The 14,982-nt window shown below is 41.0% G+C and carries 16 protein-coding genes; 8 read left to right on the top strand and 8 right to left on the bottom strand.

Annotated features, from left to right (window positions below):
- Nucleotides 1-50: 50 nt before the first annotated feature.
- The 5 genes from NU887_RS18955 to aroQ form a co-directional block, all read right to left on the bottom strand.
- Complete coding sequence (locus NU887_RS18955; protein WP_258424963.1) at nt 51-767, bottom strand: tRNA1(Val) (adenine(37)-N6)-methyltransferase; 717 nt, start codon at nt 765-767, stop codon at nt 51-53.
- A gap of 69 nt (nt 768-836) precedes the next feature.
- Nucleotides 837-1,289 (bottom strand): ribonuclease HI, encoded by a 453-nt coding sequence (gene rnhA / locus NU887_RS18960; RefSeq protein ID WP_258424964.1) that lies wholly within the window; start codon nt 1,287-1,289, stop codon nt 837-839.
- A gap of 59 nt (nt 1,290-1,348) precedes the next feature.
- Nucleotides 1,349-1,933 carry a MarC family protein gene (locus NU887_RS18965; RefSeq protein WP_258424965.1) on the bottom strand — a complete coding sequence of 195 codons (585 nt, stop codon included), beginning with the start codon at nt 1,931-1,933 and terminating at the stop codon, nt 1,349-1,351.
- Between the two features lie 4 nt (nt 1,934-1,937).
- A complete protein-coding gene (locus tag NU887_RS18970) occupies nt 1,938-2,993 on the bottom strand; it encodes an aminotransferase class V-fold PLP-dependent enzyme (protein WP_258424966.1) in 1,056 nt (351 codons plus the stop codon).
- A 6-nt stretch (nt 2,994-2,999) separates the two neighbouring features.
- Nucleotides 3,000-3,419 (bottom strand): type II 3-dehydroquinate dehydratase, encoded by a 420-nt coding sequence (aroQ, locus tag NU887_RS18975; protein ID WP_113925061.1) that lies wholly within the window; start codon nt 3,417-3,419, stop codon nt 3,000-3,002.
- A 159-nt stretch (nt 3,420-3,578) separates the two neighbouring features.
- Here aroQ and NU887_RS18980 point away from each other — a divergent pair, with 159 nt between their 5' ends.
- The 7 genes from NU887_RS18980 (at nt 3,579) to pyrF (ending at nt 10,432) form a co-directional block, all read left to right on the top strand.
- Nucleotides 3,579-3,770: a type II toxin-antitoxin system VapB family antitoxin gene (locus tag NU887_RS18980; RefSeq protein WP_258424967.1), complete on the top strand. Its 192-nt coding sequence runs from the start codon at nt 3,579-3,581 to the stop codon at nt 3,768-3,770.
- Nucleotides 3,771-3,773: 3 nt separating this feature from the next.
- Complete coding sequence (gene vapC / locus NU887_RS18985) at nt 3,774-4,166, top strand: type II toxin-antitoxin system VapC family toxin (protein WP_258424968.1); 393 nt, start codon at nt 3,774-3,776, stop codon at nt 4,164-4,166.
- An 88-nt stretch (nt 4,167-4,254) separates the two neighbouring features.
- Nucleotides 4,255-5,160 carry a site-specific tyrosine recombinase XerD gene (xerD, locus tag NU887_RS18990; protein ID WP_258424969.1) on the top strand — a complete coding sequence of 302 codons (906 nt, stop codon included), beginning with the start codon at nt 4,255-4,257 and terminating at the stop codon, nt 5,158-5,160.
- A 67-nt stretch (nt 5,161-5,227) separates the two neighbouring features.
- Nucleotides 5,228-6,277, top strand: a complete 1,050-nt coding sequence (locus tag NU887_RS18995; RefSeq protein ID WP_258424970.1) for a quinone-dependent dihydroorotate dehydrogenase — start codon at nt 5,228-5,230, stop codon at nt 6,275-6,277.
- Nucleotides 6,278-6,410: 133 nt separating this feature from the next.
- Complete coding sequence (locus NU887_RS19000) at nt 6,411-8,873, top strand: FtsK/SpoIIIE family DNA translocase (protein ID WP_258424971.1); 2,463 nt, start codon at nt 6,411-6,413, stop codon at nt 8,871-8,873.
- 46 nt (nt 8,874-8,919) lie between these two features.
- The gene (gene lolA1 / locus NU887_RS19005) at nt 8,920-9,573 is read left to right on the top strand and encodes an outer membrane lipoprotein periplasmic chaperone LolA1 (RefSeq protein WP_258424972.1); all 654 of its coding nucleotides are present in this window, start codon (nt 8,920-8,922) and stop codon (nt 9,571-9,573) included.
- A 40-nt stretch (nt 9,574-9,613) separates the two neighbouring features.
- Nucleotides 9,614-10,432: an orotidine-5'-phosphate decarboxylase gene (pyrF, locus tag NU887_RS19010; RefSeq protein WP_258424973.1), complete on the top strand. Its 819-nt coding sequence runs from the start codon at nt 9,614-9,616 to the stop codon at nt 10,430-10,432.
- Nucleotides 10,433-10,508: 76 nt separating this feature from the next.
- On the opposite strand, the gene NU887_RS19015 is transcribed toward pyrF, so the two are convergent.
- The gene (locus NU887_RS19015) at nt 10,509-11,348 is read right to left on the bottom strand and encodes a sugar phosphate isomerase/epimerase family protein (RefSeq protein WP_258424974.1); all 840 of its coding nucleotides are present in this window, start codon (nt 11,346-11,348) and stop codon (nt 10,509-10,511) included.
- A 154-nt stretch (nt 11,349-11,502) separates the two neighbouring features.
- Here NU887_RS19015 and NU887_RS19020 point away from each other — a divergent pair, with 154 nt between their 5' ends.
- Entirely contained in the window at nt 11,503-12,549 is a 1,047-nt protein-coding gene (locus NU887_RS19020) for a twin-arginine translocation signal domain-containing protein (RefSeq protein ID WP_258424975.1), read from the top strand.
- 13 nt (nt 12,550-12,562) lie between these two features.
- On the opposite strand, the gene NU887_RS19025 is transcribed toward NU887_RS19020, so the two are convergent.
- Nucleotides 12,563-13,324 (bottom strand): 3-keto-disaccharide hydrolase, encoded by a 762-nt coding sequence (locus tag NU887_RS19025; RefSeq protein WP_258424976.1) that lies wholly within the window; start codon nt 13,322-13,324, stop codon nt 12,563-12,565.
- 62 nt (nt 13,325-13,386) lie between these two features.
- Entirely contained in the window at nt 13,387-14,700 is a 1,314-nt protein-coding gene (locus NU887_RS19030) for a Gfo/Idh/MocA family protein (protein ID WP_258424977.1), read from the bottom strand.
- Nucleotides 14,701-14,982: the final 282 nt, after the last annotated feature.

Here is a 14,982-nt window from a genome sequence, read left to right on the forward strand (position 1 = left end):
CCAATATTGGATTTAAAAAAAAAAATCTACTTGTTAGGGCTAAATTTAAACTAAAAGACAATCAGAAATTCTTTGAGTAATTCGGAATAATCTTTTGAATAATTTCCATTTTTATCTTTGATCGAAATGTCTTTCGAATACATAGCATGATTTAAAAATGAAAATCCCAAAATTACCCTAAGAATATTTTTTGCGGGATTATCCTTTATAAAGGTTCTTGTATGGATTCTCAACCCTTTTGAGACCATTAATTTTTCCAATTCTTCCATTTGTACAGGTGGTAAAATGGCCCAAAACTCAGAAAATGGATGAAAAAGGGAAATAACGCCAGAAACCAATTCCCCAAAGGAAAGTGTATCATTGTGCAAAGCAAGATTTCGCTTTGGGTCGAGGGATTTTAGGTGGTTTGGAAAAAAGGGAGGGTTACTGACAATCAGATCATATTTTTGGGCTTGGTTCTCACAAAAATCCTGAAATGAAATATGTTTGAATTCAATCCTGTCCTTCCAAGGACTTTGCCTTGCATTTTCGGAAGCTTGCTCCCAAGCTTCTTTGTCAATTTCAACTCCTGTGATTCTTGCCTCAGGAAATCTCTGCGCCAACATTAATGAAACAACTCCAGTCCCTACTCCTATTTCTAAAATACTTTTTGGATTTCCCGAACCTGATATGCTTCCTAAAAGGACTGCATCTGTACCCACCTTCATTGCACAACGGTCGTGATTGACAGAAAATTGCTTGAACCGAAATGGGGTATGATTGCTCATAATTTTAAATTAAGCGGAGAAAAACCAAGGGAATTAAAGTTGAAATTGCTGAATCGGACGGTGAAGGAATCACCCTCCTCTTTCATATTCTTCATCTGGAGGAAGATTGGGTTTTTCTGCCGCCGCAACAGCCAATTGGTCACAGCGTTCATTTTCAGGATGACCCGCATGACCCTTTACCCAAACCAATTTGGGTTTATATTTGACATGCAAAGGGATATATTGCTTCCAAAGATCGGGATTCTTTTTATCCTGAAATCCTTTTTTCTGCCAACCCCAAAGCCACCCCTTTTCAATAGCATCTACAACATATTTACTGTCAGAGTATATGGTAACAGGAATGTCTCTTACCTTCAACTCCTGAAGTGCACGGATGACCGCCAAAAGTTCCATTCGGTTATTTGTAGTATACCGAAAACCCTCTGAAAGTTCTTTCCGATGTTGGTTGTATTTCATTACCACCCCATATCCCCCCGGACCGGGATTTCCTTTCGCAGCTCCGTCAGTAAAAATTGAAATCATTTATTTTTAATCTCTAATCAATAAAATACTATAGAATGAACGTGTCAAAATTTTTAAAATCAACCTATTTCTCCGGTGAATAGCGCTCCTTTGAAAATCTTGATGGCAATCGAAAGGAGAATAATCCCAAAGATTCTCCTCAAAACATCTAATCCTGTCTTACCCAATTTTCTTTCAAGCCAATTTGTACTTTTCAAAACAGCATATACTATCCCAAGGTTGATGATCATCCCCACGGCAATATTCGCTTGGGTATATTCTGCTTTCAAGGTCAAAATCGTCGTCAGGGTTCCTGCACCAGCTATTAGAGGAAAAGCAATCGGGACAATGGAAGCACTTGTAGTCGAAGCTTCAGGATCCGGTTTGAAAAGCTCAATCCCTAAAATCATTTCTGCGCCGATGGCAAAAATGATCAAAGCACCTGCAATGGCAAAGTCATCTACTCCGATACCAAACAATTTCAGGATAGATTCCCCAAAAAATAAAAAAAGGATCATCAAAAATCCTGCAGCTATGGTTGCTTTGCCGGATTGGATATGGCCGACTTTTTTCCTCAGATTGATGACAATGGGAATTGATCCCAAAATATCAATCACTGAAAAAAGAATCAGTGTAACTGAGAAAATTTCTTTGAGATTAAACATCCGGTCAATATTTCTTTAGAAAATCCACCAACTTTGAAAATTCGGAGTCATTGATGGCCGGGAAATTGGCAATTCTGAAGCTGGTCGGCTTCAGTGGACCATAGCCGCTTCCCAACTGCATTCCTTCCTTTTCTGCAGCTTTTTTGATTTCTGAGATGAATTCCTCCTTTCCTGAAATAGCCAATACTGTACTGCTTCGGGCTTCGGGATTTTGGATAAGCATCCTCAGCTTGGACGTATTTGCAATGGTATCTTCCAGTTTCCTCATTCTGTCCCTGGTCTGTTGGTCGGTTTGCTGGATTTCAGGCATATCCTGCAGCACACGGTATAGCAGGTATATTCCAAAAACATTTGGCGTGTAATGGGTCTGATAGATTTCTGCATTTTCCAACATGAAATTCAGGCTGTTGTACCTGCCTTTTTCCCCTTTGTCTTTTGCCTTGGCAATGGCTTTGGGAGAAACAATCAAAATCCCCAATCCTGCTGGAAGACCAAAACATTTTTGAACTGAGGCATACCAAATATCTGCCAAAGAAAAATCGAGCTCGATTCCTGCCATGGAAGAAGTCGTATCTACAGCGATCATTTTTTCGGGATACTTGTTGGCAATCGCAGCGATTGTCTCATTCGTCACCTGAGTGGCATTAGAGGTCTCATTTTGGGTAATGGCGATCAGGTCAAATTCCTCTCCGATTTGTAATGATTCCACGTCGACAGTTTTGTCTGCATCAAGCTTGTGGGCAAATGTTTTGGGTTCGATATACCTGGCATATTCGTACCATTTTTTGCCAAAAGAACCAGAGAATATATGGTAGCCTGCAGACTGCACAATAGATTGGGAAATAATCTCCCAATTTTCGGTAGCTGAAGAAGTGAAAAGCAGCTTGTAATCATGGGGCATGTGCAGCTTTTCTCTCATCAGGGTTTCTGTTTCCTGATAGAGGTTCATAAATACTGCAGAGCGGTGATTGGCACTCAAAATACCTTTTTCGTATGCTTCCTGCATGTATTTTGGAAGACTGTCATAGACTTTGGAAGGTCCGGGAGCAAATGTTACCATGGTCAATTAATTGTTGAGAAAATAACGGATAGCCAATTCATAGCCTTTTAGTCCAAGGCCTGAAATCATGCCTACACATTCTTTGGTGATGATACTCTTGTGACGGAACTCTTCACGCTTATAGATGTTTGAGATATGCACTTCCAACACAGGGGTTTTCACTCCCGCTATTGCATCAGAAATGGCCACCGAAGTGTGCGTATACCCACCGGCATTGAGCAAAATCGCATCATAAGAAAAGCCCACCTCATGGATTTTGTCAATAATTTCTCCCTCAATATTACTTTGGAAATAGGAGAGATCGATTTCGGAAAATTTGGTTTTGAGCGTGTCAAAGAATTCTTCGAAAGAAGTGCTCCCGTAAATCTCAGGTTCTCTTTTACCCAAAAGATTGAGGTTGGGGCCGTTGATGATGATGATTTTCAAGGCAAAATAGGTTTAGTGGTTATCTGAGTTCAAAGTTAAGGAAGGATTTGTTTTAAAAAGGATAAACCTTTTGTTTTAAAATGGTTTGACTTGATAATCCAAGAAAAGGACAGTCTTTGTGTATAAAAATTATTATTTTTGTGTATAGATATGTATTCCATGAGAACCAATATAGAAATAGATGAAAAATTGATGAATGAAATTCTTCAAAAAACATCCATCAAAACAAAAAAAGAGGTGGTGGATACTGCGTTGAGGGAATTTTTAAGAAAAATCAAATTACAGGAATTGGCCGACCTCAGGGGAAAAATCAAATGGGAAGGAAACCTTGAAGAAATGAGGTCAATTTAAAATATGGATATTCTTGTAGATACCTCAAAGTGGATTTCGTTTCTGAATAATCCTGAGGATAAAGACTCAGACAGGTTTTATGAGTTAATTTTGGAAGATAGAATTTGTGTCTGCCCGCCCATAATCCAGGAACTTCTCCAAGGTTGCAGAAATAAGAAAGAGTTCAAGATTTTGGAGGATAAAATTTCAGGATTGAAACAACTCATAAATGATCCCTACGATGCCTCCATCGGAGCAGCAAATCTATATTTGGAACTGAGACAGAAAGGAGCAATGATTAGAAAAAGTAACGATTGCCTTATTGCATGGTATGCAATTGAACACGATTTGAAGGTGTGGCATTTCGACAGAGATTTTGATATGATTGCAGCCCACTCCACACTTCAGATCTTCTGAATACTGCTTTTGGCACAGAAGTGCTTGAGTCAGAATTATATGTTTTCTTTACCTCTTTAAAAAAAAAACTCACCCCAAAAAATCAAAAATGTCCAACCATTGGGATGCTTCCCTCCGCCAGTTCCAACATTACCTTAAGCTAGAGCGCTCCCTAAGCCAAAACTCCATCCTAGCCTACCAGCAGGATATGGAAAAACTGAGCAGGTATATGGAAAAGAATTTTCCCTACACCAAACCCACGGAGGTACAGCTACAGCACCTCCGATATTTTGTGAATGGACTCGCAGAACTTGAAATTTCAGAATATACACAGGCAAGGATAATTTCGGGGATAAAAGCATTCTTCCGCTTCCTGATGTATGAGGACCGTATATCCGAAGACCCTGCCCAACTTTTGGAAGCTCCAAAGCTAGGCCGCAAACTTCCTGACACACTCAGTTATATCGAAATCACCCAAATTCTTGAAAGCATTCCACTCGGCGAGCAAGAAGGTCATCGCAACAGGGCTATGTTGGAGGTGCTGTACAGTTCGGGATTGAGGGTATCTGAATTGACTGACCTGAAGATTGGAAATGTCTATGCAGATGTCGGTTTTCTAAGGGTGATAGGAAAAGGCAATAAAGAGCGGCTGGTTCCCATAGGAAGGGATGCTTTGAAGTACCTGAAACTTTATGTCGAAGAGAAAAGAAAAGAGGTCGAACCGGTCAAAGGTCATGAACAATATGTTTTTCTAAACCGCCGCGGCAAAAAACTTAGCCGCGTGATGATTTTTCTCATCATAAAAAAACAGGTCGAGGCTATCGGGCTGAATAAAAATGTTAGCCCCCATACTTTTCGACACAGTTTTGCGACCCACCTGATCGAAGGCGGGGCCGATCTCCGTGCTGTCCAGGAAATGCTCGGCCATGAAAGTATCACAACCACAGAGATTTACACCCATTTGGACAGAGATTATCTGCGACAGGTACTGAATGAGTTTCATCCAAGGAAATAAGCCGTATTTTCTTCTGTTTTCCCGAGCAATTCATTTAATTTAGCGAATTGAAAAAACCCCGATCATTGTGTATAAATCTTTGCTAAAACCAATACTTTTTGTCAAAAACCCGGAAGACGCGCATCATTTTACTTTTTCTTGGATAAAAAAAACATTCAATATACCCCTCATCAAAAACATCATTGAGGGCATTTTTGATTACCAAAATCCTATTTTGGAAAGAGAGGTATTTGGACTTCACTTCAAAAATCCTGTCGGTCTTGCTGCAGGCTTTGATAAGGATGCCAAACTGATCGATGAAATGGCCATGTTGGGGTTTGGGTTTATTGAAATCGGAACATTGACTCCAAAACCCCAGGAAGGCAATCCTCAGCCACGGTTATTCAGGTTACCAGAAGATGAGGCCCTGATCAATAGAATGGGATTTAACAACGGAGGCGTGGAAGAAGCAATCAAAAGACTCCAAGATGTAAAAACCGATGTCCTCATCGGAGGGAACATCGGAAAAAACAAATTGACTCCAAACGAAAAAGCAGCCGACGATTACCTTTATTGTCTCCATGCTTTACATCCTTATGTGGATTATTTTGTGGTCAATGTAAGTTCGCCAAATACGCCCAATCTGCGGGAACTTCAAGAAAAAGAGCCTTTAAAAAAACTTCTGATCGCTGTCAAAGAGGCGAATTCCAGAAAATCAAGACCAAAACCCATACTCCTGAAAATTGCCCCGGACCTCACCGTAGGCCAATTGGATGATATCATTGAGATCGTCATCGAAACCAAAATAGATGGCGTCATAGCGACCAATACCACCATTGACAGGTCACAATTAAAAACTGGCACTTCTAAGGTGGAGGCCATGGGTGCGGGTGGCGTAAGTGGAAAAGTTCTTGCCAAAAGAAGTACTGAGGTTATAAGATACCTTTCCAGTCAATCCAATAAAGCATTCCCCATAATTGGGGTAGGTGGTATTTTCTCTGCCCAAGATGCCATCGATAAATTGGAGGCCGGCGCTTCACTCGTTCAGGTTTACACCGGAATGATTTATGAGGGACCAGGATTGATCAAAAAAATAAATAAAGGATTGGTCAAGTATTTGCAGGGCAGATCAAAATAATACTTCCTGATTTTAAATACATCAAAGTTAATTCTTTACAAATGGTTTAAGGAATTTGTAAAACTCCTAGTTTTGAAATCTGTATATTTCGCCCATCTTCCATTAATTTGGAGATTGACAGTAAAAACAAAATATGGCTTCGAATACCCCAAAAACAAATACTTTCAGAAATAAAGGTGACACCAAACCCAAAGCCCAGGAATCCACTTCGGGGAAATTTTCTTTGGCCTTTGCAAAGGATAAAAGGATACCTCTTGCCATCGGAATCATTCTGATGTCTTTTTCTGTTTTTTTGTTTTTTGCGTTTTTGAGTTACATTTTTTCGGGCAAAGCTGACCAAAGTCTTGTAGTGTCCGAAATGGAGGAAGGGATCAGGACTACGGCATCTGAAGCAAGGAATTGGCTCGGGCTTTTTGGAGCCAAAATGTCTGACATCTTTATCAGGAAGTGGTTTGGATTGGCGGCATTTCTACTTCCGCCCTACCTGTTTTTCCTGGGTTTCAAAATGGCTTTCAAAAAATCCCTTGTTTCCCTCTCCAGATACAGTGGTTTCGCGTTGTTTTTTGCGTTTTGGATCGGGCTAGTGACAGGGTATTTTGTTCAGTTAGCAGATGGGTTCAGCACATTGGGGTACATAAGCGGTGGTTTTGGATTTGAACTCGGACTTTTGGCAGATGAATTTTTAGGTTGGGGAACCATCATTTTGATCATTGGCTCCCTCTTGGTTTTCATCATATTCTATTTCAATATCAACCAACTCGATTGGATATCCAATCCGATTTTTAACAAATCAAAAACCAAAAATGCCGGTCCTGAGCCAGAAACCGACTTTAGGGACGAGTTGGAGGAAACAAAAGATGAAATTGGTTTTGAGGATGAACTGGAAGAAATAGACTTGGAGGAAGAGGCAAGTTCATGGACAATCAAGTCTGAGGAAAAAGAAAAAGTGCTTCCGGTAAAGGGCCACGTTTTCAATATCCAAGGTGATGATGACTTGGAAGACGAACCGGTTATTGAAAAAATAGAGGAAAAGAAATTTGCGATCAACAAACCCAAAGAAGAAAAGACAGCACTTGAGGTAGAAAACCTTGATCCCTATGACCCGACTTTGGATCTGCCGCATTATAAGTACCCGACGTTGGATCTGCTCAATGAATATGACGTCCAAAAAGTGACCGTATCAAGACAGGAACTTGAGGAAAATAAAAACAAGATTGTGGAGACTCTGGTCAACTTCAAAATCGGAATCCAGGAAATCAAAGCCACCATCGGCCCGACTGTCACCCTATATGAAATTATCCCTGACCCAGGAGTAAAGATTTCCAAAATCAAAAACCTGGAAGATGATATTGCCTTGAGTTTGGCGGCACTCGGAATACGGATCATAGCCCCAATGCCTGGAAAAGGCACTATCGGGATTGAAGTTCCAAACAAAAACAGGGAATTGGTTCCGGCCAAAGCGGTTTTGGGAACAGAGAAATTTTTGCACAGCGACAAAGATTTGCCTGTTGCATTGGGCAAAACCATCTCCAATGAAGTCTTCGTGATGGACTTGGCAAAAATGCCTCACTTACTGATGGCAGGTGCCACAGGTCAAGGAAAGTCTGTTGGTCTGAATATGATTTTGGCTTCTTTGGTGTATAAAAAACATCCTTCACAATTAAAGTTTGTTCTCGTCGATCCCAAAAAGGTGGAATTGACCCTTTTCAATAAAATTGAAAGACATTTCCTAGCGAAGCTTCCCGGAACTGATGAAGCCATCATCACAGATACCAAAAAGGTGATTTATACGCTGAACTCTCTCTGTATTGAGATGGACAACAGGTATGATTTGCTCAAAGATGCCGGATGTAGAAACCTTAAAGAATACAATGCGAAATTTGTAGCGAGAAAACTCAGTCCTGAAAAAGGCCATAAATTTATGCCATATATCGTCTTGGTGATAGATGAATTGGCGGATTTGATGATGACTGCGGGGAAAGAAATCGAAGCACCTATAGCCAGACTCGCCCAACTTGCAAGAGCCATCGGTATTCATTTGGTAGTCGCAACACAAAGGCCATCTGTCAATGTCATCACAGGTATTATCAAGGCAAACTTTCCTGCGAGATTATCCTTCCGTGTGACTTCCAAAATCGATAGCCGAACTATCCTCGATGCCGGAGGTGCCGAGCAATTGATCGGTATGGGAGACATGTTGCTTTCACAGGGATCAGACGTGACAAGAATTCAATGCGCATTTTTGGATACGCCCGAGGTCGATTCTATCTGCGATTGGATCGGAGCCCAAAAAGGCTATCCAGATGCCTATTTATTGCCCGAGTTTGTCGGTGAAGAAGGTGAAGGAAGTCTATCTGATATTGATTTGTCTGATAGGGATCCGTTATTTGACGATGCGGCAAGACTGATTGTTTTGCATCAGCAAGGAAGTACTTCTTTGATTCAAAGAAAACTAAAACTTGGCTATAACCGTGCCGGCAGGATAGTGGACCAACTTGAAGCTGCCGGGATTGTTGGCCCCTTTGAAGGCAGCAAAGCCAGAGAGGTGCTGATTCAGGATGAGGCAAGTTTGGAACGGTTATTGAACAATCTGTAAAAATCCGGATTAAAATGCTGGAAAAAATATATTCCTACTAACCAAAATGAAACAAATCACATTCTCCTTCATTCTTTTCTTTTTCATCCTCTCTGTCGGCTTTTCGCAGACAAAAGATCCTAAAGCCAAAGTTGTTTTGGATGGAGTAAGTCAAAAATATGCCTCCATCAAAGGTCTTAAAGCTAGCTTTGACTTTTCTTATTCGGATGTTTCTGATAGCCGGGTCCAGAACCAAAGCGGTGAGATTGCTATCAAAGGAGACAAATACCATCTAAAATTACCCGAGCAGGAGATTTTTAATAACGGAAAAACTGTCTGGACCTACATCGCAACAGACAATTACAAAGAGGTGACGATCAACAATGCCTCTGATATGGAGAATGAACTGACACCTTCCTCGGTTTATAACATTTACCAAAAAGGATTCAATTACAGGTTGATCGGCGAAAAAACAGAAGGCGGTATTGTCATCCAAGAAATTGAACTGACTGCAGAAAAATCAAACGCGCCTTTTAAACGGGTAAAACTTTTTGTTGATAAAAACAAAAAAGACCTCATCAGTTGGGAAATCTATGATGACCAAGGAGGAATTTTCAAATACAAATTCAAATCAGTCAATACCAATGCCGAACTGACAGATGAGTATTTCACATTCAATCCGCAGAAATACGGAAGAGTAGAAATAATCGACCTCCGCTGATTTTGATTTTTATCCCTACTTTTGGGAAAAATATTTCAAAATGACCCGACAGGAACTATTTGAACAAATCAAAATCAAGCAATCCTTTTTGTGCGTAGGTCTTGACACGGACCTCAATAAAATCCCCAGCCATCTTCAAAAAGTGGCGGATCCCATTTTTGAATTCAACAAGCAGATTATTGATCAGACTGCAGACTTTGCGGTAGCCTATAAACCCAACATTGCCTTCTATGAGGCATTGGGTCCAAAAGGCTGGGAAAGTCTGCAGAAGACCTTGGATTATATCCCTAAAAATATTTTTAGCATTGCAGATGCCAAACGTGGCGATATCGGAAATACCTCCGGCCTTTATGCCAAGGCATTTTTTGAAACCATGGATTTTGATTCCATCACCGTCGCGCCATATATGGGCATCGACAGCGTCAGCCCATTTCTTTCTTACGAAAATAAATGGGTTATTTTATTGGCATTGACCTCCAATGAGGGGAGTCTGGATTTTCAGTTTTCTGAATTGAAAAACGGAAAACCTGTCTACCAAGAGGTCTTGGAGAAAAGCAGTAAATGGGGCAATCCTGATAATATGATGTATGTAGTCGGAGCCACACGGGGAGAAAAAATCGGTGAGGTAAGAAAAATTGTCCCTGAACATTTCTTTCTTGTCCCGGGAGTTGGAGCACAAGGTGGAAGTCTGGAAGAGGTGGCCAAATATGGAATGAACAGCCGTTGCGGACTATTGGTCAATTCATCAAGGGGGATCATTTATGCAGGAAAAGGTACTGATTTTGGAACTGAGGCCAGAAAAGAGGCTAAAAAGCTACAAGGGGAAATGGAAGTTTTACTTAACCAATATTGCTACTAGGTCCATATCAAACCATAAAAAAAGCCATGGGAACATATAGAAGTTCCCATGGCTTTTTTTATTTCTACCATTTGCTTTATTTCTCGGCCATCACTTTTTTGATATAGGCCACACTTTGAGGGATTTGTTGTACAGATCTTGAAGATTCATCTTCAATAATCAGGTATTTCGTTCCTGACTTTTGGGCTTGTTTGATCAGTCCTTTGATATCGATGTCTCCCGTTCCCAACACTACGTTAGTTTCCACGTCACCCTTGCCATCTGAACTTCCCGGGGTTCCTTTTGCCCTGTCTTTCAAGTGGAGCAAAGGGAATTTGTTAGGGTATTTTTTCATGATTGCCAAAGGATCGCCTCCACCCATCTGAACCCAAAACACGTCCATATTGAAGGCGTAGTTTTTGGCATTTTTGATCAATTCATCAAATAAAACGCCTTTTCCATGTGGGGTAAATTCATATCCATGTGGATGGTAACAGAGGGTAATGCCCGCATCCTTTAGGATTTTTCCTGCTTTGTTGAACAGCTCCACGGCTTCCTGTGTCTCTTTGATGCTGAATTTTCCGGAAGTGTGGGGAATCCAAAAACAGGTAGCGTATTTTGCACCATAAGCTTTTGCATTGTCGATGACGGCCTGAGGATTTTCCTGCAATTGCTTGTAATCTGCCCCGACAGCCACTACAGAAAGGCCAAGTCCTGAAATAAAAGTCTTGTATTCATCCTTACTCATGCCATAAGTTCCACCGCCTTCAATGAAATTGATTCCCATTTTGGGAATAAGCGCGTGGGTGCCCTTGACATCGGTTTTCATTTCATTGCGCAAGCTGTACATCTGCAATGCGATCTCCTGTGCCTGAACCTGTGCCGATACCAGAATCACAATTGCTAAACTGAATAATTTGAATAGAAAATTTTTCATAGGTTTTATTATTGGGTTTGTTTGATATGAATATAATAATGACACTCAAAATGTCATTGAGGAATTTGACTGATGGAAATTTTACCATCCAAGAAAAACAAAATGTGATTTTTGTGATACTTTGTTAAATTACTTATTCAAAACTCAATAACCCATGACAGATTTCACCAGAAGACAATTTTTAAAGCAATCCGCTTTGGCAGGTGCCGCAATGGCGATACCAACTTCCTTCTCATTTGCATCAACGCCTGACACTATTATTGGTCATGGTGATTTCAAATATAAAGTAAACACCTCTTGGGGAAACCTCGATCCTGCCAAATATCCTGTGGTCAATTGCCACGAAATGGTTATGGACAAGAAGGGCAGAATGCTGATGGTAACCGATGAATCCAAAAACAACATCATTATCTACGACCAATCCGGAAAGTACCTCGATTCGTGGACTTTGGGATTGGGATCTGCGCATGGCCTGAGCCTAGTCGATGAAGGTGGAGAAGAATTTTTATGGATTGTAGACAATGGCGGCAGGGTCATCAAGACTGATCTAAAAGGAAAGATAATCACAGAAATACCTACACCGACAAGTCAGGGAATCTATAAAGAAGGGATGCGTTACACCCCAACCGAAACGGTCGTCGCGCCAAACGGCGACCTGTACATTACCGATGGTTATGGTTCACAATATGTGCTGCAATATGACAGCAAAGGAAATTTTATCCGGATGTTTGGCGGTGACGGACACGGTGATGCCCAATTCAAAACTGTCCATGGAATAGCCGTCGACCAAAGAAAAGGAGGAACTCCTACCCTACTTTGTACATCCCGTGGTCATAATTCATTCAAAAGATTTACTATGGAAGGTGAATATTTAGAAACTTTTTTCCTTCCCGGTGCTTTTGTCTGTCGGCCGGTCATTCATGGTAAAAACCTCTATGCAGGCGTTTGTTGGTCCAGATCCAAATACCTGGAGCAAATGGACAACTCCGGGTTTGTGACCATTTTGGATGAAAACAATAAAGTAGTCTCTAATCCGGGAGGGACTGAGCCAAAATATATTGACGGAGAGCTCCAATTGATGATCCAAAAAGAACCAATTTTCAAACACTGCCACGATGTTTGCATTGATCAAGACGAGAATATATACGTCTGCCAATGGAATGCGGCAAAAAGTTACCCCATCAAACTAACGCGGGTATAATTTTTAAGGTAATTTAATTCCCAGAGGTCAAAAGAGGGGCAATTTGTTCGGCTGAGATGACTGCTGAAGGCAATTCGGTGATTTTCAGGTTTCTGAAATGAATCGGAGCGCCTTCAGATTCCAGGCAGATATATCCTTTCTTTTGACTTGATTGGCTGATGCCATTGACAAACTTACCGTTTACTGAGAGTTTAATGACGCCATCTACACAAATGACAACATAAGTATTCCACTCTCCTTTGCCCAAGCATCTGTTTTCAATGGATTTGCTGCGGGTTCCACGTGGGTTATCAGGTATAGTAGTCACTCCGCCCACTCCAAACAATTCGCCATGGACATAAGCGATTGGAGGCAAGACGCCGTCTTTTTTATTTTGGTTGACCCAATCCAATTCCAGCATCTGCACCTCGACACCATCGGGCAGCCTTTGCTCTCCAGGGACAGCACCGCTCCAAACAAAAGTTCCTGAGTTTCCTCCGAGTTCCATATGCTTCCATTCGATGTGCATGATGAAGTTTTCATATTGCTTTTCGGATCGGATCACTCCGATAGGCAATCCCCTACATACCAATTCCTGTCCCTCAAAATACCAGGTGTCTTTTTCTGTATTGACATTATACCATTTCAATGAATTTTCTTTTGGTGACTGATCTGAAACGAGGGCTTCTATCCCCCTTGATTTCCCAAACTCAAAAAGATATTCCTGACAAAAACTCGGGGAATTTGTCAGTAGAAATAGAAGAAAGACTTTGGATAATGGTCTCAGGATTTTCATTTGGAGTAAATTTTTTGGAAAGGGTTTTTAGAAAAAAAATCTATCGAGGATGGAAAGATTGATCAAAAAAACTTGGTCTTTCCCGGGATGGCCACCTCAGGAACAGGCCATTTGAGATCCCAATCATATTCTTCCAATTTAGGTCCTAAGGATTGAGTGGAATTGAGTGCTTCTTGCCATCCGATGGTTTGCCCGGTGTAGCCGACCATTCTCCCCAAAACCGCCAACATTGTACTGTTTGCCATCAGGTCACCTTCGTTGATAGACTTCCCTGACCTTATTGCCGCAAACAATTCCTCATGTTGGGTTTCATAGGGATTGTTTTTTTCACCCTCATAATTCCAAGGATTTTGTCCTTCTATTCGATGGATTTGCCTTCCGATGTCTACGATGGCATTTCCATTTCTTCCCATGATTTCCGCTTTATTGATATTGGAAGCCCCTTGTTGTTGTCTACTGAAATGGATTCCTTTTGCGCCGTTCTGATATTCATATTCTATGGCAAAATGGTCATAGATATTCCCGTATTTTTCTTCGGTTCTGGATTGTCTGCCACCTGACCCTGTGGCATTGACTGGAAGTTTGTCGCCAAAAGCCCATGACATCATGTCAAGGCTATGGACCATCATCTCTACGATATAATCACCCGAAAGCCAATCGTAATAATACCAGTTTCTCAATTGGTATTCCATTTCTTTCCACTCAGGTTTCCTGTCTTTATACCACAATCCTCCACCATTTCTTACCGTAAGCACGGAAGCTACTTCACCTATGTCCCCATTGTTGATTCTTTCAAAAAGAGCCCTTTTGGGAAAATCATACCGGAAAGTGAATCCTGAAACCACGGAGAGATTTTTGGACTTGGCTAGTTTGGCTGTTTCCAAAACACTCCGAACACCGGGAGCATCCACAGCGACGGGCTTTTCGCAAAAAACATGTTTTCCGGCCTCAATAGCAGCTTTGAAATGACCAGGCCGGAATGCAGGAGGTGTAGTAAGGATAACCACATCCACGTCCGATTCTATGACTTTTTTGTACGCATCAAATCCAACAAAACGGTTTTCTTTACCCACTTTGACTTGATTGGGATTTGCTTCGAATAATGCTTGGTAAGATTCATCCAGATAATCGGAAAATATATCTCCCATACAGGTCAGAACTGCGTCAGTATCTGCTTTCAGAGCCTGCAGTGCCGCTCCGGTTCCCCTACCTCCACAGCCAATCAAGCCCACTTTGAGGGTATTGTTCTTCATGGCAAAAGCAGGATTGACCTGAAATACAAAAGGGAGAGCGGCACTTCCAATCAAAGCAGTACCGGCGGATTTTAGGAATTCCCTCCTGTCTTTTTTTTCGGGCGAATAAATTTTATCTGACATATAAATGCTGTTTTATTTTGGGTCTGTAAATGGAAATTCATTTTAATCTTTCCAATCTATTAATTATCAGTAAAATACAATAACTATCCACTAATTCAAAAAAATCGGTTTTTTGATCGAGCTCTCTAATTAAAATCCTTCAATAAACCATGACTCCTTGGAGTTTTGGACTGATGGCAGTTGGAAAAAAAATGACTGAAGGCTTATATAAGCAGCCATTGAAATAAAAGTGAAAGTTGGGAATTACCTGAAATAACCTGTCCCGTAAAAAATCTTTATATG

Origin of the sequence: Aquiflexum gelatinilyticum (genome assembly GCF_024741135.1) — a bacterium.
Classification (GTDB): Bacteria; Bacteroidota; Bacteroidia; order Cytophagales; family Cyclobacteriaceae; genus Cognataquiflexum; species Cognataquiflexum gelatinilyticum.

What these genes read in the sequence shown, in the direction of transcription:
- vapC (WP_258424968.1), top strand. Translation starts at nt 3,774, where the DNA reads ATGGATATTCTTGTAGATACCTCAAAGTGGATTTCGTTTCTGAATAAT.
- NU887_RS19025 (WP_258424976.1), bottom strand. Translation starts at nt 13,324, where the DNA reads ATGAAAATCCTGAGACCATTATCCAAAGTCTTTCTTCTATTTCTACTG.
- NU887_RS18970 (WP_258424966.1), bottom strand. Translation starts at nt 2,993, where the DNA reads ATGGTAACATTTGCTCCCGGACCTTCCAAAGTCTATGACAGTCTTCCA.
- rnhA (WP_258424964.1), bottom strand. Translation starts at nt 1,289, where the DNA reads ATGATTTCAATTTTTACTGACGGAGCTGCGAAAGGAAATCCCGGTCCG.
- pyrF (WP_258424973.1), top strand. Translation starts at nt 9,614, where the DNA reads ATGACCCGACAGGAACTATTTGAACAAATCAAAATCAAGCAATCCTTT.
- xerD (WP_258424969.1), top strand. Translation starts at nt 4,255, where the DNA reads ATGTCCAACCATTGGGATGCTTCCCTCCGCCAGTTCCAACATTACCTT.
- NU887_RS18965 (WP_258424965.1), bottom strand. Translation starts at nt 1,933, where the DNA reads ATGTTTAATCTCAAAGAAATTTTCTCAGTTACACTGATTCTTTTTTCA.
- lolA1 (WP_258424972.1), top strand. Translation starts at nt 8,920, where the DNA reads ATGAAACAAATCACATTCTCCTTCATTCTTTTCTTTTTCATCCTCTCT.
- NU887_RS19020 (WP_258424975.1), top strand. Translation starts at nt 11,503, where the DNA reads ATGACAGATTTCACCAGAAGACAATTTTTAAAGCAATCCGCTTTGGCA.
- NU887_RS18955 (WP_258424963.1), bottom strand. Translation starts at nt 767, where the DNA reads ATGAGCAATCATACCCCATTTCGGTTCAAGCAATTTTCTGTCAATCAC.
- NU887_RS19000 (WP_258424971.1), top strand. Translation starts at nt 6,411, where the DNA reads ATGGCTTCGAATACCCCAAAAACAAATACTTTCAGAAATAAAGGTGAC.
- NU887_RS19030 (WP_258424977.1), bottom strand. Translation starts at nt 14,700, where the DNA reads ATGTCAGATAAAATTTATTCGCCCGAAAAAAAAGACAGGAGGGAATTC.
- NU887_RS19015 (WP_258424974.1), bottom strand. Translation starts at nt 11,348, where the DNA reads ATGAAAAATTTTCTATTCAAATTATTCAGTTTAGCAATTGTGATTCTG.
- NU887_RS18980 (WP_258424967.1), top strand. Translation starts at nt 3,579, where the DNA reads ATGAGAACCAATATAGAAATAGATGAAAAATTGATGAATGAAATTCTT.